The organism is Dyadobacter jejuensis (assembly GCF_003149085.1).
Classification (GTDB): Bacteria; Bacteroidota; Bacteroidia; order Cytophagales; family Spirosomataceae; genus Dyadobacter; species Dyadobacter jejuensis.
In genome coordinates this window covers 100,804-122,221 of record NZ_QGDT01000005.1, presented here as the reverse complement: position 1 = coordinate 122,221, position 21,418 = coordinate 100,804, and the positions used below count along the sequence as shown (strand labels likewise).

The 21,418-nt window shown below is 45.5% G+C and carries 18 protein-coding genes; 10 read left to right on the top strand and 8 right to left on the bottom strand.

Going from position 1 to position 21,418, the window contains the following annotated elements; translation table 11 throughout:
• Positions 1–476: 476 nt before the first annotated feature.
• Positions 477–818, top strand: coding sequence for a hypothetical protein (locus CLV98_RS11805; RefSeq protein WP_146202267.1), 342 nt, complete (start codon positions 477–479; stop codon positions 816–818).
• A 147-nt stretch (positions 819–965) separates the two neighbouring features.
• Here CLV98_RS11805 and CLV98_RS11800 read toward each other — a convergent pair whose 3' ends face one another.
• Positions 966–2,297, bottom strand: a complete 1,332-nt coding sequence (locus CLV98_RS11800) for a hypothetical protein (RefSeq protein ID WP_146202266.1) — start codon at positions 2,295–2,297, stop codon at positions 966–968.
• Between the two features lie 334 nt (positions 2,298–2,631).
• On the opposite strand from CLV98_RS11800, the gene CLV98_RS24010 reads away from it, so the two are divergent.
• The 4 genes from CLV98_RS24010 (at position 2,632) to CLV98_RS11785 (ending at position 4,292) form a co-directional block, all read left to right on the top strand.
• Positions 2,632–2,766: a hypothetical protein gene (locus tag CLV98_RS24010; protein ID WP_262512146.1), complete on the top strand. Its 135-nt coding sequence runs from the start codon at positions 2,632–2,634 to the stop codon at positions 2,764–2,766.
• Positions 2,763–3,332 carry a cupin domain-containing protein gene (locus tag CLV98_RS11795; RefSeq protein WP_109674682.1) on the top strand — a complete coding sequence of 190 codons (570 nt, stop codon included), beginning with the start codon at positions 2,763–2,765 and terminating at the stop codon, positions 3,330–3,332. The genes CLV98_RS24010 and CLV98_RS11795 overlap by 4 nt, the downstream gene beginning before the upstream one ends.
• Before the next feature lie 85 nt (positions 3,333–3,417).
• A complete protein-coding gene (locus CLV98_RS11790; protein ID WP_109674533.1) occupies positions 3,418–3,840 on the top strand; it encodes a VOC family protein in 423 nt (140 codons plus the stop codon).
• Between the two features lie 11 nt (positions 3,841–3,851).
• Positions 3,852–4,292, top strand: coding sequence for a VOC family protein (locus CLV98_RS11785; RefSeq protein WP_109674532.1), 441 nt, complete (start codon positions 3,852–3,854; stop codon positions 4,290–4,292).
• A gap of 98 nt (positions 4,293–4,390) precedes the next feature.
• On the opposite strand, the gene CLV98_RS11780 is transcribed toward CLV98_RS11785, so the two are convergent.
• From CLV98_RS11780 to CLV98_RS11760, 5 genes are all read right to left on the bottom strand, one after another.
• Positions 4,391–5,308, bottom strand: a complete 918-nt coding sequence (locus CLV98_RS11780) for a molybdate ABC transporter substrate-binding protein (protein WP_109674531.1) — start codon at positions 5,306–5,308, stop codon at positions 4,391–4,393.
• 26 nt (positions 5,309–5,334) lie between these two features.
• Positions 5,335–5,799, bottom strand: a complete 465-nt coding sequence (locus CLV98_RS11775; protein ID WP_229203333.1) for a DsrE family protein — start codon at positions 5,797–5,799, stop codon at positions 5,335–5,337.
• A gap of 48 nt (positions 5,800–5,847) precedes the next feature.
• Entirely contained in the window at positions 5,848–6,882 is a 1,035-nt protein-coding gene (locus CLV98_RS11770) for a c-type cytochrome (RefSeq protein WP_109674530.1), read from the bottom strand.
• 392 nt (positions 6,883–7,274) lie between these two features.
• Entirely contained in the window at positions 7,275–10,034 is a 2,760-nt protein-coding gene (locus CLV98_RS11765; RefSeq protein ID WP_158281238.1) for a chitobiase/beta-hexosaminidase C-terminal domain-containing protein, read from the bottom strand.
• A 269-nt stretch (positions 10,035–10,303) separates the two neighbouring features.
• Positions 10,304–10,882 (bottom strand): O-methyltransferase, encoded by a 579-nt coding sequence (locus CLV98_RS11760; protein ID WP_109674680.1) that lies wholly within the window; start codon positions 10,880–10,882, stop codon positions 10,304–10,306.
• Between the two features lie 215 nt (positions 10,883–11,097).
• On the opposite strand from CLV98_RS11760, the gene CLV98_RS11755 reads away from it, so the two are divergent.
• From CLV98_RS11755 to CLV98_RS11740, 4 genes are all read left to right on the top strand, one after another.
• Entirely contained in the window at positions 11,098–12,381 is a 1,284-nt protein-coding gene (locus CLV98_RS11755; protein ID WP_146202265.1) for a hypothetical protein, read from the top strand.
• Positions 12,382–12,421: 40 nt separating this feature from the next.
• Positions 12,422–13,429, top strand: a complete 1,008-nt coding sequence (locus CLV98_RS11750; protein ID WP_211320016.1) for a sensor histidine kinase — start codon at positions 12,422–12,424, stop codon at positions 13,427–13,429.
• 3 nt (positions 13,430–13,432) lie between these two features.
• Entirely contained in the window at positions 13,433–14,173 is a 741-nt protein-coding gene (locus CLV98_RS11745; RefSeq protein ID WP_109674527.1) for a LytR/AlgR family response regulator transcription factor, read from the top strand.
• A gap of 169 nt (positions 14,174–14,342) precedes the next feature.
• Positions 14,343–17,075, top strand: a complete 2,733-nt coding sequence (locus CLV98_RS11740) for a TonB-dependent receptor (protein WP_109674526.1) — start codon at positions 14,343–14,345, stop codon at positions 17,073–17,075.
• A gap of 34 nt (positions 17,076–17,109) precedes the next feature.
• Here CLV98_RS11740 and CLV98_RS11735 read toward each other — a convergent pair whose 3' ends face one another.
• Positions 17,110–18,978 carry a heparinase II/III domain-containing protein gene (locus tag CLV98_RS11735; protein WP_109674678.1) on the bottom strand — a complete coding sequence of 623 codons (1,869 nt, stop codon included), beginning with the start codon at positions 18,976–18,978 and terminating at the stop codon, positions 17,110–17,112.
• Positions 18,979–19,501: 523 nt separating this feature from the next.
• Here CLV98_RS11735 and CLV98_RS11730 point away from each other — a divergent pair.
• Entirely contained in the window at positions 19,502–20,380 is an 879-nt protein-coding gene (locus tag CLV98_RS11730) for a LamG domain-containing protein (RefSeq protein WP_211320015.1), read from the top strand.
• Positions 20,381–20,424: 44 nt separating this feature from the next.
• On the opposite strand, the gene CLV98_RS11725 is transcribed toward CLV98_RS11730, so the two are convergent.
• Positions 20,425–21,411 (bottom strand): DUF4466 family protein, encoded by a 987-nt coding sequence (locus CLV98_RS11725; RefSeq protein ID WP_211320014.1) that lies wholly within the window; start codon positions 21,409–21,411, stop codon positions 20,425–20,427.
• Positions 21,412–21,418 lie beyond the last annotated feature (7 nt).

Sequence of the window (21,418 nt, the reverse complement as noted above, 5' to 3'; positions counted from 1 at the left end):
ATGCCAGAGTAACGAATTGGCGTATTGAAACGTATTTATTTCGGCTTTAATGTAGCGAGAACCAATTGCCTCAATTACGCTGCCCATCCCCTATTTCATAATACAACTCAAGCCCTCTCAACCCCTATCGGAAATAATAAAACAATCGAGATAGGTCCTTTTCCGCAGGTAAAATAGCAGGTCGTTATGGGGAAAAACAGGGTTTCAACACTATGCCTGTAAGGGACTAATGCGCCATCATAAGTCGCCGAAAGTTAGGTCCAATTTTCCACTACCCACATTTATTGAGTATTTTTGGGGTTTAGAAAAGAAAACAACATAACATACCCTTGAATTTTAGATCGATAGTAAGAAATTGGATCCAACAGACCATACAAGATGCCAAATGGCTGGTCCTGCTTGGTTGTTTTATGGCAGTTGCGTCTTTTATTTTGTGGATGCTTCCACAATTATTTTATCAGGGTATGGCCTTACCTATGGCTCTACTATCCCTTATCCTATTGTTTTACGGGGGTTTTACCATAAAAAATCGGCCACAGCTAGAACAGCAACTATTAGCGGCCTATCAAAAAGCCAGTGGGGAGACCCTCAAGAGGGAAAAGCAAAGGATGCTTGCCGAAAAGAACAATCATACCAAAATTCAACTAACGTGGGGGCTAGTTTTACTGGCCGGAGTCGCTTCTCGGTTAGTGCTAGCGGCACCGTATTCCAAGGGTATTGCCACAGGTTTCGCCTTGATGGGCTTATTTCTATTATTGACCGATCTGTGGGCCCTCCGGCGAATGAACCAGTATAAAATCTCTATCCAAACGCTGTAAACTACTTCTATTTAGCGGTCTACCGATCTATCCTAGAATGAGCGATGAATGGCTTGAGGAAGGTCCCAAGCCATTCATCGCCCCCATGGTTTTACCCAAAATCTTCAGCTGGGCTCTTACCATTTATTAGTATCGTCGAAGAAAAATTTAAATCGATTTGGAAAGCAGGCCGGTGCTTTTCACCTGATTTTTAAATGGGACAAAGGTCCTCAGGTTTTCATTTTGCAGATTTACAAAACGTAAATCAATATCGCATCCACCATTATTCACCACTTTGGTGGTTTGATGAAAACCGGTGTCATCCGTCTTAAGGGCGATTTCAAAACGGTCGACTCTCCGATATTCTGTATCATCTGCAAAAGTGAAAGTCATATCCCCTTTCAGTATATTTTTCTCTGAGTCATACACCCCTTCTATGGATAAGCTATAGGGGGTCCCATCATAATCAAGCCCCTGGCTTGAAACCGTATATTTAATGTCCGTATCATTTTGATTCAAATCAGACTTAATCACGATATTAAAATCTATGGCATCATAGGAGCTTCCTGTGCAGCGCCCGAGGATCTTCCAATTGCCTTCAATTCGGGTGGTTATTCTCAGTATTCTGTAATTTTTCCCAAACCAAGAATTACTCTGTGCATCGGTAATGGGCACGATTCGGGGACCTCTCCCTAAGCCCCTATTCTTTTCCTGCTCTTTTCTGATGCAGTTATAATCGGGAACCCCCGAATTAGGGTCTAGGCAAGAGAGTGCCGCCGATCCATTGGAATTCAACACGAATGACCCCGCACCACTGCCTCCTATCATCCCGATATGCCCATTCCAAACGATGATATCGCCGGTTTGTAAATCCTTAATAGCTAGGTGACCGAAGTCCTTCATCTTTAAGTCCTTGTATTTTTCATCTTTTTCGAACATCGCATTCCACGTCGCCTCCGAACCTTGTATATCGCTGGTTCCACTTGGGAACGCAGTAAGTCCGGCATTGAAAACGAGTTGTTGGAGGTAGCCCGAACAATCCAGTCCATACACCTCTTCGAAACATGGACCCGCCGGATTTACCCTTTTGCTGTAGTCTTTATTCCCGTAGCCATAAGCAATTCCGTTAGGCTGAGCCGGCCGATAAGGATTACTACTCGTCGATTCGTCGGGCTTCACGAAGCTACTTCTCGTATTCAGTTCATACCCCTTCAACAACATATCCATGATAATTTTGTTCTTGATCAATTGCGGGCCATTTTCTGCTTGTACTCTGTTATTGGTTCGTTTGTTGTTTTCCATATATTCCCTAAATTCTTTTATGGTCATCCCATTGGGCAATAGCATGCTGTCCAACAGCACGGTTGCCGATTGAAGGCTATCCAAATACTCGATGTGCTTGGTGGAAAGCGTATCGGTAAGCAGCTCTGTAGAGTTAGGATCGTCAATGGTTTCGATTACCGGATTTCTATCCTTTTTACAAGCCATTATTATACTCATTAGAAACAGGAGGTAAACAACATTTTTCATAGTGCTGAGACATTTAAGGTGAGGTTTTATACAGAATGGATTTTACAAATAGGGCCCAATGGTCCCGCTGAAATCAGTCGTAAAGGTAAATCGGCTCAAGCAATGCTATGGAGGGTGTTTTCCACGTTTTAACCCCCAATTTTGCGGGGATTTCACCCTGGCAGAATCCCCACCCATCCCGTATTAACCAAGGCTGGAATAGCCCCTGGGATAGGGCTACGCGCTAAAAATTTTAAAAAAGGGAGAAAACTTTCTTTTCAATGGTATATTTTGTATTTTTCATATCACTAAAATGATTCTTATTATGAAAACATTCATCGTACTATACCACGCTCCGGCCGACACTTGGAAGCAAAATGCCCATATGACCAAAGAGCAAATGGCCGAAGGAATGAAAGCATGGATGGATTGGGGACAGGTAACCTCATCAACATCATGAACCGAAGCTTATTTTTCACCTATTTCTTATCCTCCCTTGCTTCCCCATTTTTGGGTTTCTCGCGGGTATCAAGAAATGACTTTACTGAAGGTAAAGGATTCAAAATCTCCAATGGGGAAGGGAGGATACACGGACACATCCAACTGAAGGGGGTCAATGCCAATATCCTCGATGTGAAAGTATCGGGCTCCGACACCAATGGGGAGTTGGCCATTTTTGAACAAACCTCCCTATCACCTGGTAAAGGAACACCATTACATATTCACCATACCCAGGACGAAATCTTTTATGTGTTAGAAGGTTCCTATAAGTTTAAAGTAGGTGAAGATACCTACCACCTATCGACGGGCGACAGTATATTCTTACCCCGGCAAGTACCCCATGCCTGGACCCAGGTATCGGCCAAAGGAAAAATGAACGTTATCATGCAGCCAGCAGGGAAGCTGGAGAATTTTTTCGTCACCATGGCTGCCTTGGATCATATCCCTGGCCCCGAAGAAATAGCAGCGATTTTTTCTGAGAATGACATGCAAGTGGTGGGACCACCTTTACCAATCGATGAATAAATTGATTGAATTGACCCAGTTTTAGAAGATTATACCTTACATTATTCCTATTCTTAGGTATAGGATATAAACACTTTTTACACGAATGACACATCCTCTTTCCCCCTGCTTATGGTTTGACGGACAGGCCAAGGCGGCAGCAGCGCATTATTGCGCCATTTTTGAAAATTCCCGAATCATTGCTGAAAACCCTATGGTGGTTATTTTTGAGCTGAACGGAACCAGGTTTATGGCCCTCAATGGGGGCCCTCAGTATAAGTTCTCTCCCGCCAATTCCTATGTTGTCACCTGCGACACCCAGGAAGAAATTGACCATTATTGGGAAAGACTGGGAGAAGGAGGAAAATACAACGCCTGCGGCTGGCTCGACGACCAATATGGGGTCTCCTGGCAAGTCGTCCCCAGTATCTTAGCAGAGCTAATGAACGATCCAGAAAAGGCCCCAAAGGCACTGGATGCTATGATGCAAATGAGCAAATTCGAAATAAATGCTTTATTGAACGCTTAAACATTTCAAATATGGCCCTTATTAATCCATACCTCAATTTCAACGGCAATGCCGAAGAGGCTTTCGAATTCTATAAATCGGTATTCGGGGGTGAACTGGCAACCGTGGTCCGATTTGGCGACATGCCCGATCCACAGCACCCACTATCCGAAAGCGACGCCAATAAAATCATGCACATTGCCCTACCCATTGGCCCAGCCAATGTGCTTATGGCGACCGATTTTTTGGAAAGCCAGGGACAAAAAACACGAGAGGGTAATCGATATACCGTCTCTATAAGTGCCGAAAGTAAAGCAGAAGCCGACCAGCTCTTTACGGGCCTGTCGGCGGGAGGAGAAGTAGAAGTGCCCATATCCGACAGTCCATGGGGTTCCTATTTTGGACTATTCAAGGACAAATTCGGAATACAATGGATGGTCGATTTCGACCCCAAGTTCACCGGAAAGGCATAAAGGCAGATGACGCGCAGAGGCCGCATCGGCTAAGCCTATACCAACAAGAGGTAGGCCGAAGAAATACGACCTACCTCATCAATATTAAAAAGGAAACGTTAATCGGTTATAAATCCGTAATGCTTGTAAATGGCCTTGGCCTCATGACTCACTAAAAAGTCCATAAAGTCATGCGCAGCTTGAGGGTGCGGGGCATCTTTTAGCTGTCCGGCCATATACTCCGCTCCTATATTCTCCTGCTCACTAAGCTTCACCATTTCGACGGGATGGTGCAGCATTTGCTGATAATAAGCCTCCGTATACCATACTGGCCCGGCCTCCGATGCTCCATACAATAGGCGCATGGGGGTCTGCCGATGGTGGATCGTAGTTAGAAAGGTAGTATGGTCATCCACTTTTTCTTCCATGATCTTTTTTCGAAGGGCTCCCCCCCCTACCTTTCGATAGGCATCTTCTATTTTCTTACCTATGCCTTCCCACTCTGGATTGGGCATGGTCACCAACACATCGTTGCGACTCAGATCGGCCAGCCCTTTAATATTCTTTGGGTTACCCTTTCGTACCATGATTGCAAGCTGATTTTTGGCGTATACCTCTCGCCGGCTAAAGCGCTTTTCCTGCTCCAAAATTCTGGCCTTCCCCGCCGTGTAGACGTCGGGAGTTAGGGTAATGCGCATATTCCCCATGGTAAGGGCCCCATGATCTATTTGCTGTGCCAATATACCGGGGGGTAAGGTTTCGGCGAAGATTCGGGTATAACTAGGATAAGCCTTTTTGAATGCCACCAGCAGATCGTCGATAACCATAAACTGATTTCCGGCAAAAAAGACCACCAATTCGGGATCGGATATATCTCCGTAGAGGTCCGGAACATTATCGACCCCCGCAACCGTAAAGGAAAGTCCATCGTTCCAAGGCTTGTTCCATGGTGGGTCGAAGGCATGAGGGTCGTTTTGTGCCCCTGCCGTATGTAATAAACTAAACAAAAGTACCAGACTAAGAATTATATTTTTCATGATATGTTGCTATTTAAAACCTTGAATTATGGATGGACAATCGCCCAGCCTTGTTGTTGACGAATGATAATCTCCCCATTGCCACTGGGCACATAAGAGATAAAATCGAATAGCTGATCTTTACTTATATTTTTTTCGCGGATCGTATTTTCACATTCGGCCAGTATCACCCCTTTGGCTTGTAAGGCCTTCAGTTGAGCCTCATAGGGATGGTCCTTCCTAAATACCACCACTCCGCCACTATGCACCACCAGTTCGACCTGGAGCTTCCCTTTGAGCCGCGGATCCTCTAAAGAATTTAAAATATTCCGCATCGTTCCTTTGATCACTTTATCGTCGCCACTGTTCAGTTGAAAGACCACCTTATAACTATCGAGCTCGGCAACGGCTCCATGGAAGTCTGTCGTTTGATGCTGCGCCAGCGCATCTAACGAAACAAACAAGGAAATAAGCAACAGGGCTATTTTTGACATTTTAATACGATATTTCATACGATATTTCATAGGATAATAATTAATTGTTAAAAGATTGAATGACAACTATTTTCCATGGACCTTGGCAATTTCAGCAAAGGGTCCAAACTTATGCTGCTGCTCCGTAAAGGAATCCGTATAAGGGGCAAAAGGAAAGTCTATTGGCTTCTTAGATGGATCTACCCAATCGGCAGTTTGGTCCTTATGGGGCCGGGGCTGAGCATTTACATAGGCAGCCAGGTCCCATGCCTCCTCCTCGGTGAGCATTCGAGACTTATAGCTTGCCCCAAAGGGCATGTTATTGACCACATAGCCGGCAAACGAGGAGAGCTTATACAGTCCAGCGCCGTCGTTATAGCTATGCTTACCCCACAGGGGAGGGAACTGATAGGCCGTTTTATTAGCATTAAAAACTCCTTCCCCGTTCGCACCATGACAACTGGCACATTTCAGGGCATAAATCTCCTCTCCAGCCTTGGGGTCGGCCGCCCGATCGAGATAGGCTAACTTTACCAATCCCGTGCCCTCTGGCCGCACCCCTTTCGGCGTATTTTGGCCCACCCACTTCATGTAGGCGACCATGGCTTGCATCTCCCGGCTACTACTATCGGGCTTGACACCATTGAGGCTTCTTTCAAAACAATCGGAGATCCGCTTGATCACCGACTCTGTCAATCCAGAACGCGACCTAAACTTAGGATAGGTACTGTACACGGCAGCAAAATTATTGCCCAAGATCTTCGACCCAGCTTCCAAATGGCAGTTCTGACAATTCATTCCATTACTGAGCGCCTTCACGCTACCATTGGGACCTAGGTACTCGGAGGTATGGACGATCAACTCTCGCCCATAGCGGATCCTATCGCCCTGCTCAGTCTTAGGAATGGTGGCAGTATCTGGAGCCGTCCAGGGTTCCTTCGCTACTTGGGCCTGAGGCGGTTTGTATAAGGGAGTGACCGCCGCCGTAGCCCGGTTGGTCCGCTCACTAAGGCTCGGAAAAATCATGAGGCTGATCACCAGCAAAAACGTACAGGCCAGGGCTACCAAAAGGCCTATGAGGGTATTCTTCATCAAACGGATGATTCCGATAGGATTCTTCATAAAGATGGGCTTCTAAGGGTTTCAATAATACAAATTCTACTTCGGTCCATACCCTTGGAGGACCTGCCCGAATGTTGGCTTGGATGGCAAGTATCATATACCAATTGTTGTTAAGGATTACAGCTTATTGCTGATGCAAAGTTGCCTCCTCGACGCTTGCCCAAAAAATCATTATAAGTTATGAACTATAACAAAATATTATACTTTAGGTCGGGCAATAACTATATCACCAAACGTCCTTAAAACGGTTACAATGGCCATTTTTAAGTAAATATCGTGTTTTGTATATACACGGTTACATTAATTTAATGCAATATACAATACCCCTTCGGATAAAGGGTCTTTTAGAAGAATGGAAATTGGAATAGAACTTAATGGAAGCGATGCTAGACTTACTTTAACTGTACCTCGAACACCTGATTTTCATAAGCATATACAGTTTTTACGGATACCTTTTGGCCCGCATATTTTTTTAGAGCCGCCTCGAAGTCATCGGTACTTATTATCGACTCCGTGCCCATGCCTTGTACAATCATATGAGGTCTTAGGCCCGCTTTGCGCCAGTGTTCCCCGCCCAGTGTATCGATAGAGGCCACAAAACACCCCGTGGCATACCCTCCAGAGGCATCTATCAGGTCGGGAACTTCCTGGATATTGATTAGCTCTAGGCCATCGATATGTTTATTGGTTTGGGGGAATTTATAGCTTTCAAAATCCCAGTCGGTTTTCCCAGACAAGAGGGTCTGATACCAAGAAGGATATTTGACCCGATCGACTTTGGTGTAGAATTCAGCTTGAATAGGCCCTACCCTCTTCCCTTGTGAATCGACCGTCGCAGCCTTAATGAGGCTACTTTCATGGATGGTAAAGGGCTGAGTATATAACTGAGAGCCGGTAGAGGGTTGGCTTCCGTCGGTAGTATAATAGACTTTCTCCCCTCGCTTATCGGCCGTGAGGCTAATCTGCAGCGTCCCCGTAAACTCCTTCCAGAAAGGGCCAATTTTGGTCATGGTATGGCCAAATTGGTCCATAGGAAAATTTTTAAAACCCAAACCAATGGCTGGAGAATGCTCCTGTACTCTAAAATCCATTTTTCCAGGATTTACAAAAGAGGGATTAGCGAGTTTGGAATGCTGATCATACCCTTGGGACTGCCAGTTTTCAAAGGTAACATCCCCATATACCAGTGCCTTATCGGTATTGGCATTCCAATAGACATTCTGATCGTGAATATCTCCCCATCGACCTTCCTGGGGCATACGGGCGGGACCAATAAAATGTTGGGTAGGCACTTCCTTACCGGGTACTTTCCCAGCTATTACCACGATATTATTGGTAAAGCGATCGCCCGATTCTTCGGGCCACACATGCCAGCCTAATGGCACAGGGCTCACCATAATGTTATTATATGCTTTACGAAAATAGCCATCCCTCATCTTAAGGGTAGACCCTAGGCTCAAGTTATTATAAATCTCATAATTGCTCGATCCATCATCCAGGTCGATGGTCCAGTTTCCGGCACTGATGGTCTTTCTGAAATTGGAAATTCGGTTATTTCTAATAATTACAGGATCGATGGCGTCGAGCAGGACATAGTCTTTGATCATACCTCCGGAACCTTGTTTCCATTGACGTTCTCGGCCCCAAGAGTTGAAAGGACCATGCTCGCCGGTTTCTTTGACCGTCTCCCAGATATCGCAATGTTCTATAATATGGCCGCCCCAGGTACCATCGTTAATGCATATTCCTGCACGAGGGGTATTATAAATGCTGACATGGCTGGCCCGTATGTGATGACTCATGGAGATAAACACCCCGGCGGTTTGTTTTCCTAACAAACCAATATCATGGATGATAGCATTTTCTACCACACAATTTTCGGGATAGTCGGGCGACTTAGGACCCCTTCCCAGATCCATCCCCTGTCTCATCTTTTCCCAGTCCTTATGATGAATCTCTGCATCATCCCAAGTTTGGTAAAAACGCACGGCGGAGGGCTTACCAACGAAACAAACGGCACTCTCGCCCAGGTTTGAAAACTGGGCGTTTCTGACCATATTATTCCGATTATAACCACTCATAAATACGGCGTTACCCCCCAAATCGTCAAAATCACAGGCATCGATCACACAGTCTTCTGCTCCTTCCATAAAGATAGCCCCTCCACGATGAATGGACCAGTCGCCTCTGGCGAGCGGTTCGTAAGCATCCATAAACGTGGTTTTTGCTTGCGTAAAACGGATGTTTTTTAGGTGAATATTCTTCACTGGCTGCTCGGGAGTGCCCTTTATTTGAATGATATCCTTCACAACGGGCACTTCCACCAGCGCATCGTGTAGGTCGAGGCCGGCAGGGGGCCAATAGTATAATAAATGTTGCCGCTCGTCGTAGAACCACTCCCCGGGGGCATCTAACTCTTCGAATATGTTCTCAATAAAAAAAGGAGTTCCCTTTCCTATTCCATACATCCGCTGCAGTTGCCAACCCCCATCTCCGAGTTTTAGTTGGTGTTTGGTCCGATCCCTACTTAGGATCTTATATTGCATATTGCCCCAGTTGTGGCTCTGAAAGGCATGAACAATTCCTGTTTCGGGGTTTTCCCATACTTTTTGCGAAAATACTGTAGAATCTACGCCCATCCAGCTGTCGTAGCGCCTATCCCCTCCATCGCTGGCCAGTTGGTAGCCAAGGCCGCCCCGCCATGGATTGGCATAGTCGTAGTTCGGGAACCTAGCCTTTACCTGCAGGGCCTCATTGACAAATAATTGATCGAAACGAAGGTCTGAAGGGATAGCTGCCACCTTAACTTCCCCCCTATAAGTGCGCCAGACAAGGTTTTTCAATAATGCCGAGCCTTTTACAACTACATTTTCGCCTATACCCTCAATCACCAGCTGATGCCCACTTCCCGAAGCATAGGCCCGATCCAACACTAGCGCCTCACTAACATAATGACTCCCAGGCATTAAGTAAATATGTACACTTTCTGTAGCTAAGACCCCCTTACTCCGTTCCAAGGCTTGGGCCAAGGAGGCTAAGGGATTATCGGAAGTGGTACCTGCATGGGTATCTTTACCTTGCGGGGAGACGTAAAAATCTTTAGCAATCGAAAAATGAGAAAGTAGGAGCAGGAAAAATGCGATGGATTTCATATAATAAATGGCAAACATATTGAGGATATTACCAATATAGACTCGATTTCCGTTATTATCCCCTAGTAATGGCTATTAATTAGGAGAATGGGGCGGGATGCAATCATATATATATCGAAATGGGCCTAGCATACTTGCAAAAACTGGATAAAGTTTTCATGATTTACAACCCTTCCTCTAGACATTTGGAATGGGTTTCCCGACCGGCTGGAGGCTCGTACGGTGGCGTAAAACCACTCCTAAACAGCGGGCAAAAGGGCTTTGGGCCACTATTTTTTGGCTGCGACGATCAACCCTGACGACCAATTAAGCTTCGTAAGAACCAAATCTTCTCGTCTTTCAAGATATTTCACCAAATTGGTAGCTTTTTCTAAATGCCCTTCGGGCCAGTTGGACTGTGGCAACATGTCATCTACGAGGTAGAGTCCCCCCGGCCGAAGCATTTGGAGCACCTCATCCAAAAGTAAATATTTCCCATGCCAAGTATCGGCAAATATAAAGTCAAACTCAAGATTAGGATGTGTCTTGATCCATTCCTCTCCGTCGGCAAGGGTCAGTGTTAACCGGCTGTCGTTCCCTAGAAATTTGTTGGCAATACTGAGTAATTCTCCGTCATAATCCACGGAGATCATCGTCGAATGCTCGTCCATTCCGTCGAGGATCCAAGAGGTGGACAGTCCTGATCCCGTACCCAACTCCAGAAACGATCCTCCAGGCTTAGTAGCGGCCATGGTTCTTAAAAAAGAGCAGGCCATCGTATCGGATGCCATGGTGAAGCCCGATTTTTGGGTTTCTTTTTCTATGGCCGCATAGGCTTTGGGTAGGGAATGATTGATGATTGTGTTCATACTATAACGATTTATCAAATTAAATTGGGCATTTTCTAAGGCCAATTGCTAGAGCCATTTCTATAAAGTTAATCTTTCCTACCGCATAAATCGCATGCCAATTAGGTAAGTTTAAACTCCACTTAGGGCCTCGCATATCCCAATTGGGCTAATATTCCATTTTAGGTCTAACATAAAGTAGCTAACTTGGGCAGCTTTACCTTTGAAAAGAGCCGATGGCAAAAACAATATATCCATTCAAAAGAAAACCGATATGGTGCAATTTATTGACAAGCACAGTTGGGATTCTATTGCTGTTTTCTTCTAGTTTCGCATGGGGTCATTCCTTTCAAGGTCTCATATACGGCACCATAACCCTAAAGGACGGGGGTACCAAAACCGGAATTATTCAATGGCAAAATAGGCAATTATTTTGGGAAGACATTTTTGTATCCATTCGTAAAGACAACCCTTCTTTGACCTTCCTCAAAAGCAGTGAGATAAAAAAGCTCAGTGATGATGAAAAAAAGGAGAAAATAGAATGGGGTTTTATGCAAATCTGGGAGAACAAGTATCCCTCCCGCACCAACCGGTTTAGTTGTAGATTTGGAGATATCGCAACTATTACCACCAAAGAGGGTAAGAAAGCCGAGTTAAGACTTAAAAATGGGAGTTCCATTGCGGTGGAGGGCAGCGACAAATTCAGGGATATTGGGAGCAACTTGCACCTGGCCGACCCTTCCGGAAAATGGCAAAGGATAGGATGGTCCAAGGTTAGTAAAATCGAGTTTACTGCCACCCCAAGCCATGCTTTAAGCACGGCAGTACGGCCCTTATTTGGCACTGTAAAATCCAAATATGGCACGCTAACTGGCTACATAAAATGGGACCAAGACGAAACGATGACCTCCACAAAGCTAGATGGCAAGGATCAGGAGAAAACCCATAAGATCCCCTTTTGGCAGATAAATCATATCCTAAAAAAGGATGACAACAGCTCGGAAGTCACCCTTCGGTCAGGATCAAAGCTGCTGTTGTGGGGTACCGACGACGTAGGTTCCAGCAACCATGGCCTTACCATTTTCTCTCGAAATATGGGCGCGATAAAAGTAAAATGGAAGGACTTCATTGAATTAGAATTAAGCCACAAGGCCTATACAAGCCAACTGTACGGATATCGGGATTTCAGGCCTAGCACCAAGCTAATGGCCACCGTAACCACCCTTACAGGCTCGAGGTATCAAGGCCGTATCGTTTACGACCTCGACGAGCAGTGGAATAGCGACATTTTGGAGGGGTACAAGAATGGCCTTAACTACCTCATCCCTTTTGGAAACATCCGTACCGTGGAACGTAAAAACGAAAAACAATCATTAATTTCCTTAAGAAATGGGGCAAAGGTACTGCTAGGCGGACAGAACGACGTGAATGATAAGAATTGGGGACTATTGATATGGAATGACCAAGAAAAACCAAAATATGTCCCTTGGAATCAGGTAAAAACAGTTCAGTTTAAATAAGCTCCAATTCGACTCTCACCCACTTAGGCTGTCATTAATATTGAAAAAGATCCGCAACCTTCTGATCCTCATTGCCACTTTGATTTTCATCTTGTTGGTAGTGCTAACGGCCACAGCCACAGTACCCACCCTCTATTTGGTAGGGTTATTTTGGATCATTGGGGTGATATTACTACTCTGGCTAGGCAACCGCTTTATTTCAATTTGGCTCAATAGGCATTACCCTTGGGCCGACTATGATACCCGACGGTTCTATATCCAGATTTTCCTGAGTACGATTTACTCCTTGCTATGTGTCAATTTGAGCTATTATATCATTAAAAACCAGGTTCTAGGCTTCCCACCCGACCAGCAGCAGCTTATTGTACTCAATGTATATGGACTGATTCTGATTATCCCGATACTTTCTATCCAGTTTGGCATATACTTTATGATGCGTTGGAAAAAAAACTTCAGCTATTCCAAGGAGCTACAAAGCCAAAATATCAAGGCCCAGTTTGAGTCATTAAAGAGCCATGTTTCTCCCCACTTCCTTTTCAACAACCTTAACGTATTATCCTCACTAATCGATAAAAACCCTGACCTAGCTCAAAAATTTCTAGAAAGCTTTTCCGACGTCTATCGTTACGTCCTCAGTACCAACAATCAGGAGCTTATTGAACTGGCCACAGAAATGGAGTTTATCGACTCCTATATATTTATGCTCAAAATCCGATTTGTGGACCAGCTACAAATCCAGATGGATATCAAGACCGAATTCCACAGCCATCTTATCCCTCCCCTAGCCTTACAAACCTTAGTAGAAAATGCAATGAAACATAATAAGGCCACGGAGGCGGCCCCATTAATCGTACAGATATTCACGGATAAGGAGGGGAAATTGACCGTAACGAATAACCTTCAGCTCCGAAAAAAAGGGATATATAGTGCCGAATCAGGCCTTAAGAATCTAGCCAAACGTTACGAGTTATTGGCCAACCTCCCCATAGAAATTTTGGAGGACAGCCAATATTTTACAGTAAAACTACCCCTCATCACACCTTCCTAGTACATGACCATCATTATCATAGAGGATGAAGCCCTAGCTGCCGATCGCTTACAGGGCTTGATAGAACAGTTTGACGCGTCACTTGAAATATTGGCGCGGTTGTCGTCCGTAGAACAGGCCATCGTGTGGTTTAATCACCATCCCATGCCCGACCTCGCCTTTGTAGACATCCAGCTATCGGATGGGCTCTGCTTCGAAATATTTGAAGCTGTGGTGGTAAGCTGTCCTATTATTTTCACCACCTCTCATGAGCAATATGCTCTGGAGGCTTTTGGAGTCAGTAGCGTCGCCTATTTGCTCAAGCCGGTAAAGTATGGACAGTTAGTAAAAAGTTTTCAGAAACTCGAGGAGATGCAGCAGACCTTCCTACGTCAGGCAAGTTCGCTGAGTACCCCTCCGACAAACTTCAAATCTCGTTTCTTGGTCAAGAATGGGCTTCAAATTAAGACTGTCAAAGCACAGGAAGTCGCCTACTTTTTCTCTGAAGAAAAAATTAGTTTTCTGGTTTGTGCGGATCAGTCCAAATTCCCCATCGATTTCTCTTTGGAAGAGATCGAGACAAGCTTGGATCCTGATATCTTTTTTAGAATTAGTCGCAAGTATATCGTTCATATCGATGCCATCAAGGACATACGTCCTTACTTCAAGGGAAGGCTGAAAGTAGCATTAAACCCACCCAGTGGGGAGGATATAGTAGTGAGTGGGGAGCGCACACCGGCTTTTAAAGCTTGGCTCGACCATTAGCACCCTACCAGTTGGGTTGGAGAAAATCGGCCTAGAGAGCGAAATTGTTCCGGTTCGTCGTCATTCTATTTCAGGGCCGGACAGGTACTGTTATATTTATATGAAACGTTACCGATCCCCCTAACAGTCTTCCCGACGGGAAGCTCCTAAATATAGTCGCAGCATAAATATGGCAAAAACCTATACCCCCGCAATTGTCATTGTATTCGTTTTTATGTCTCTATGGGGACATTCACAAGGTATTATCCTCGAAGGGGTGGTACACAATGCAAGCGATACCACAGCCTTGCCCGGGGCCATCATCACCTTGCAGAAGGAAGCCGTAGAGAATATAGATCAAGGCACCATGGCCAATGAGGCGGGCAAATATAGGATAGGACAAATCCCCGCAGGCGCTTATACATTAAAAGCTAGTTTTATAGGTTTCAAAACGATCACTAAAGATTTGCTTCTGATCAATGGCCAAAATCAGGTATTGGACCTTTTCTTGGAGGAGGAATCCAATGAGTTGGCGGAGGTAAAGATAGTAGGCCAGGTGTCGGCAGGAGCTCAAAATGGGGACACCACAGCGTATAATGCCGATGCGTTTAAGACCACCGCCGACGCCTCCGCTCAGGAGCTAATCGAAAAACTCCCGGGCATCACCATGGAAAATGGTAAAGTGCAAGCTCAGGGCGAAGACATACAGCAAATATTAGTCGATGGCAAACAATACTTCGGGGCCGATGTGGCCAAGGCCCTTCAGAACCTTCCGGCCGAAGTAATCGCAAGCATTGAACTTTACGACAAGCAAAGTGATAAATCGGAGATGAGTGGATTCGACGATGGTCAGCGACAGAAAACCATCAATATCGTTACGAAGCCCAACCGCCGAAATGGCCAATTTGGAAAAGCATCCGCTGGCTATGGCTCCAACCAAAGGTATGCCGCAGGGGCCAGTGTCAATGTATTCGATAACGACCTCCGACTAACCTTTACGGGACTTACCAATAACGTCAATACCACCACCTATCAAACGGGCCAAAGTAGCCAAGGCGACGACAAGCCCAATACCGGCGTAATGACGACGAATTCCTTCGGGGTCAACTATTCTGGAAAATGGTCAGAAAAAATAGAAGCCAGCGGTAGCTACACTTACACACAAAGGCATAATACTGCCCTACAAACCAAGTTTCGGAATTTTGTAAACCCAGCCGATTCCGGCAGGACCTATCAGGAGCAAAGCACCCGGATCGACAAAGACCGAATACACCAGGCCAATATGCGCATCGATTTTAAGATCAATGAAAGAAACAGAATACTTTTTCGCCCCAATTTGAATTTCACTAATAACGACGACTACTCGTATTTTACAGGACAAACCAATAACCTAAACTCCGCGCTCAACGAAACGGAAAACAAATCGATTGGCAATGGAAATAACGTCAGCATCAGCAACTCGGTAATTTATAGTCATCGATTTTCGAAGCCAGGAAGAAGCCTTTCTTTCCGCATGACCAATGCCTACCGCATCAACGACTACCAGGGTACGCGTGAGTCGGACAATGTATACTTCAGAACACCCGACAAGAACAAAACGCTGAACCAGCTTACCAAATTCGACAAATCAGGCTACTCCTGGGAAGTGGATTTGTCGTATTCAGAGCCCATAGGGAGCAATGGACGCATGCAGCTGAGCCACGAAAGGGGCAACCGGGTCGACGACTCCGACAAACGCCTGCTCGACTACCAAGAAGTAGACCAGGAGTATACCATCCTTAATACCGGACTAAGCAATACTTTTAAGAGCGAGTACTTGACCCAAAAGACCGAATGGTCGTATCAGTATCGCAAGGAAAAACTAAGAATACAGGTAGCAGGGCAATACCAAAGTGCCAAGCTGGTCAACAACCAAATTTTCCCTACCGATTACGCATTAAGCCGGACTTTTGACAACGTACTACCCTCCGCCAAGATAGAATACAGATTCTCCAAAACCCGAAACCTACAGCTCGACTACCGAACCTCTACCGACGCCCCGTCTATCAATGAGCTGCAGCAGGTCTATAATATTTATAACCCTTTGTACGTAAGAACCGGAAACCCCAATTTGGTACAGTCGACCAACAACAAAATACAGGCCAAGTACAAGACTCAAAATCCGGATAAGAACAGCACCTTTTTTGCCATGATCCAGTCGTCTATAATCCCAAATTATCAGACGAACAGCACCTTTACGGCCCGAAGCCCAATTGCCTTAACGGAGACGGACACCTTGCAGACGGGCTCGCAACTCTCCATGCCCGTCAACCTCAACGGGTATTGGAACATTAGCACCTACGTCAATTACGGGCAGCCTATCAACTGGATCAAATCCAAGGTAAGCTTCAACACTTCGGTAAGCCACAGCCAACTCCCCAGCCTGATCGACTCCATACGGAATATGACCTACACCTCTAACTTTAGGCTTGGTACGAGTGTGAGTAGCAACATTAGCGAGTTTGTCGACTTTCAGGTGTCGACCCGTTCGGGGTATAGCATGGTTAAAAGGTCGTTGCGCAATACCCATAACAACTCTTTTAATCAGAATACCCGACTCCGCCTCACGTGGATCCTCTGGAAAGGCTTGGTGTATCGTACCGATCTCATCCATACCATCAATACCGGATTGTCGGCTGGGTATAATACCAATTATATGATTTGGAATATGACATTGGGCAAAAAACTCTTTGCCAACAGAAGGGGAGAGATTAGCCTCAACGTATTTGACCTGCTAAAACAAAACGTGAGCATCAAACGAAACATAGCCGACACCTACGTCCAAGACACGCAGTCCAACGTTCTTCAACGCTATTTTCTGCTCACGTTCACTTATAATATTCGTCGCTTTCCTGACTCTACCAAAGGCCAACTTAGCCGGTAAGCCTGCCTTTGGTAGAATTAGGTTTTACTCCAATTTATTTCCAGTCGGCTAGGCTAGCCTTTGTGGTTTTTACTATTTTTTCACTCAATACGGCAGAGACCTGGAGGGTGGACTGAGCCGGTACGGTAGTTGTAAACCCTACGAATATGGTCCCAGGATTTTCAGCATCATAGCTATGGGTCGGTTTGGTACTCCAGGTTTGCAGTTCTATAGGATGGTTGGCATCGAACCGCAAGAACATTTTCTTGCCGTTCTGAGTCAATTCTATAGTATGATTGTTTACTATTTTGGCTTCGGCTGCCGTCAGCATATTCCAGCGCAAGCCTGCCGCTTTGGCACCCGTGGTGATTTCATCCTGAATTTTCACCGCTTTCTTATTTACGATAGCGACTCCTCTTTTGGCCGATTGCACCTGTCCAGTATATAAGTCTGACAGATCGGAAATGGCAAATAAATTGCTTGCTTTAGATGATACCCCATCTATTTTGGCATACCCTTTTACCCGTTGCAGGGAATCGTTAAAAGTGAGGGTGTTATGAGCCATATTATTATATCGGAACACCTCCCAGCGTTGCGAGTTTTGACTCCTGTTCCATAAATCTACCCCTTTGGACTCTAAAGAGTTGTAACCTTGGCTTCCAAAATCCATCGCCCAGCGTTCGCCCTGTGCATCCACCACAAAGGATCCTACATCCATATGGGCATGATTGACTGAAGGAGAGCCGGTTTTAAAACCTACGAAAATGGCATCGGGGTCGGTCCAGGACGTCCGCATATAGGCTACAGGACTTGGCCCCTGCCCTGTCCAGAGCAATTCCTTAGGGGCCTTTACCTTACTAGACTGATAATGTGCTCCCCAAATAAGGGCGGCTGGCAAGATGCGGTTACTTACTAAGCGCGAAGAGGCGTTCTCCAAATGTTCCATCTGGCTCCATAACAAGGTAGGGTCGTCGGTCTTGGAAGCAAACCAGAACATGGCGGGAGTAAGCCCTTCCTTGAGTCCGCTATCTCCCCAGTTATAAGCCAGGCCTGTCGGTCCTACGATATGTTGCATAAACCCGGCAGTTTTTAAATAGCCCGGCAGCTCCGACAGTCCAAAATCGGTCCCTATGGCCTTTTCCATCGCACTATTAAATAGGACATTGAAACTTGTTCCATAGCCCCAATAGCTAAATCCTTCGGGATAAGCTCCATCGGGCTTATAGGAATGATCGATCGCCAATGGAATAGACTTTACTGACCGTTGGATCACTTTTTCGGCCAAGGCTGGTTCATCTTCTGCAATGGCCAATGCACCGAAGGTCATTCCGGCATTGCATACCTGGTTCCAATTATGTTGCGCCTTTAAAAACCCATTGTATTTATTTTCAAAGGAAGGCTCAATACCTTTTTCGATGATGGCCCTTTTGATAAGCGACTTACTCTCAGCCGAAAGCGGATCATACAGCCAGTCGTATCCTATGGCCAGCGCCATGGTCATTTCGGCCACGTCCAAAAAATGGCTAGGATTCCAATCCTCAAAGGCCGAAATCGCCAACATTTCCTTTTCGGCACGTTTAAAATACTGAACCTTTCCAGTAGTACGGTAGGCATAGGACAACTGAAAGATACGGCGTAAGGCCTCCCGTGATTTGTCGAGTAGTCTTTTTCCTATTTGAATACGCTCTACGGGCGGCTGGTCTAAGAGTTGGTCGCACTCGGTCAGTATGGCCAGATGCAGCTTATTCCAGCCTGGGTTCTTTTCAATATTCTGGAGCAGCTGCTTCTCTTCACCCTTCAATAATAGTAATCGAGGGTGTGTCTGCTCCATAGTAGAAAGCACTTGAGTCTGCGCTGCGGATTCAAAGGCTACTGCGGCAAGTAAACCAATAAAAGTTAAGGTTAGGAATAGTTTATTTTTCATAGAATAAATTTTGCCTCCGCCGGGGAGTCCCTCGCGTCGGATTGGGGTTAGTGAATAGATTTTGCCATCAACTATATTATACATCGTGTTGCCCTACCATTTCATTACAAACAAATGAAGTCCTTCGCATAGCCTTTTACCTTCTTAGCCCGAGGGAATTTTATTATTATCGGTGTGGCCATACCCCCATGCGCAGACTCAGGCCCATCTGGCTGATCTGACGGCCAGAGAGCAACATCGAGTACAATATCGAGATGAAATATAAAAATAGATCGAAAACCTTGAATAATATGTGACTTTTACGGTCATTAATGGTACTTTTCAGGCTTTTCTAGTATAAAAGTACCGGTAACCCCAATGATCGAAATCCTCGATTAATCATTTTAAGCTTTCCCTACTTTTATAAACCTATGGCTCCATATACTTAAATATGCCAAATTGATACCACTCTTTGCTGAAACACTAATAATACTATTTCAATTAAAAATTGAGCTTTGTTGTGAACAATTTCTCACCATCTATCATGATCAAACTCGAATATTCACTCATAGCACTTCTGCTATTTTCGTGCGCCAGCAAAGAGGCCGTACAAGCTCAGCAGCCCTACTTTATAGCCAATAACGACCCCAAACCGGCCGATAAGACATGGAGTCCGGTAGCATCCCTTTCCGACGAATTTGACGGCTCGGAGCTCAACTTACAGAAATGGCAGAGTGAGCCTATAGGCAATGGATGGACCTGGGATGGACGTCCTCCTGGACTTTTTAAGGACAGCAATGTGGTAGTAAAAGATGGAAAACTTAACGTCACCGTGGGCAAACTGGACCAAGAGGTGATGAAGAATGGCAAGAAATTCACTCACCAGGGGGGCATTGTAAGGGCCCTCAATGCCGGACAGGTAGGTTGGTATTACGAATGTAAAATGAAGGCCAACAGCACCGTCATGTCCTCCACTTTTTGGCTTATGTCCAAATACGACTGCGACAAAAAGCTCGAACTCGACATTCAGGAATGTGTGGGACGAACTACAGAAAAGACGGATTCCTGGGCGAAAAACTGGGACCAGATCTTCCATGCCAATGCCATTCACCGCGAAACGACCTGCCACCCTAAAAGTGAAAGGGTTCAGGACATGATCGTTCCTGAAACAAAAAACCATGAAAGGTTTTATGTATATGGTGCTTGGTGGAAATCGCCTGAAGAAATTCGCTTTTACTTGGATGGGAAATATGCCTATTCTTTAAACCCTACCGTGTCCTGGGATATGCCCGCTTACTTGCATATGGCCATAGAAACTTACGACTGGAACCCCATCCCTGCCGATGGCGGCTTAGTGGAAAGTGGTAGCTGGGAGCAACGTACCACTCAGTACGAATGGGTAAGAACCTGGAAGTTAGAATAGACGCCCTGCTAAAAAACAGGGCGTCTATGGGACCTCATCCCCTATTATAGGGTATATCTCTTAATACTGATGGTCGCACTTTTTCCGGTATTATTGACCGAGTTGATATAGATATAAGCCCGGTACTTCCCATCGGCGGTTTCTACCCATACTCCCGACTCGGCTTTAAGGTTAATGGCATAGTCGGGGGCGGTATTGATATCGAGGGTTTGGAAATCCAAATCGTCGATATAAATACCATATTGTAACCTGGCCAGGTGCAAATCTCTTAGGGCCCATACCTTATTGACTTTGGCCGAGCGATTGACCCCTGCCGGCAGGGTAATATTGGGCAAGTAAGTCGTACTAGACGGAGCTACCAAACCATGGCCAAACACCACGTTAGGAATAGACCGATATAAATATACCAGGTCGATTTTACTGGCGTTGGTAGCCGCCTGGGCGGGACCATATACGGCCATGTCTTCAATGGATATATAAGCGGCCGAACTATCCTTTACGGGCAAATCGAGCACCATATCCATAGTAGCAACTTTATATGGCCCCATGTTATAAGAGACGGTGGTGCCGTTGCTAGCTGTGGCTGAGAATACGAACGATATCTCCTTACCCTTAGCACTCGCAGGTATTCTATAAAAATACCGCAAGGTGGCTGCCGTAGTATCGGTTGTAAAAGTCACGGAAGTTTTCCCGTCCGCATTTACCGACTTATTTCCGATGGTAATACCAATATCCTGTCCACTTCCATTGGTATAGTAGGACTTGTTTTCGAGATAGGTTGCCTCAGCACCGGCCACGCTAGCCACTACTTCTGCCGACACGATTTTCCCCAAGCTCTTGGGAATGGCCATTGCATAGGCGAATTCTATGTCCAAGCCTACTACGTTAGGCCCCAGACTCCTTTTGATACAGTCGTTTTGGAACTCATTTTTAGGAACCACCGTCAGGCCATCCTCTTCCTTACAACTCCATACCATCGTCAGTAAGGGAATGAGCAAGGCTGCTAAATATTTATATTTTAGATTCATCATTTCAAGT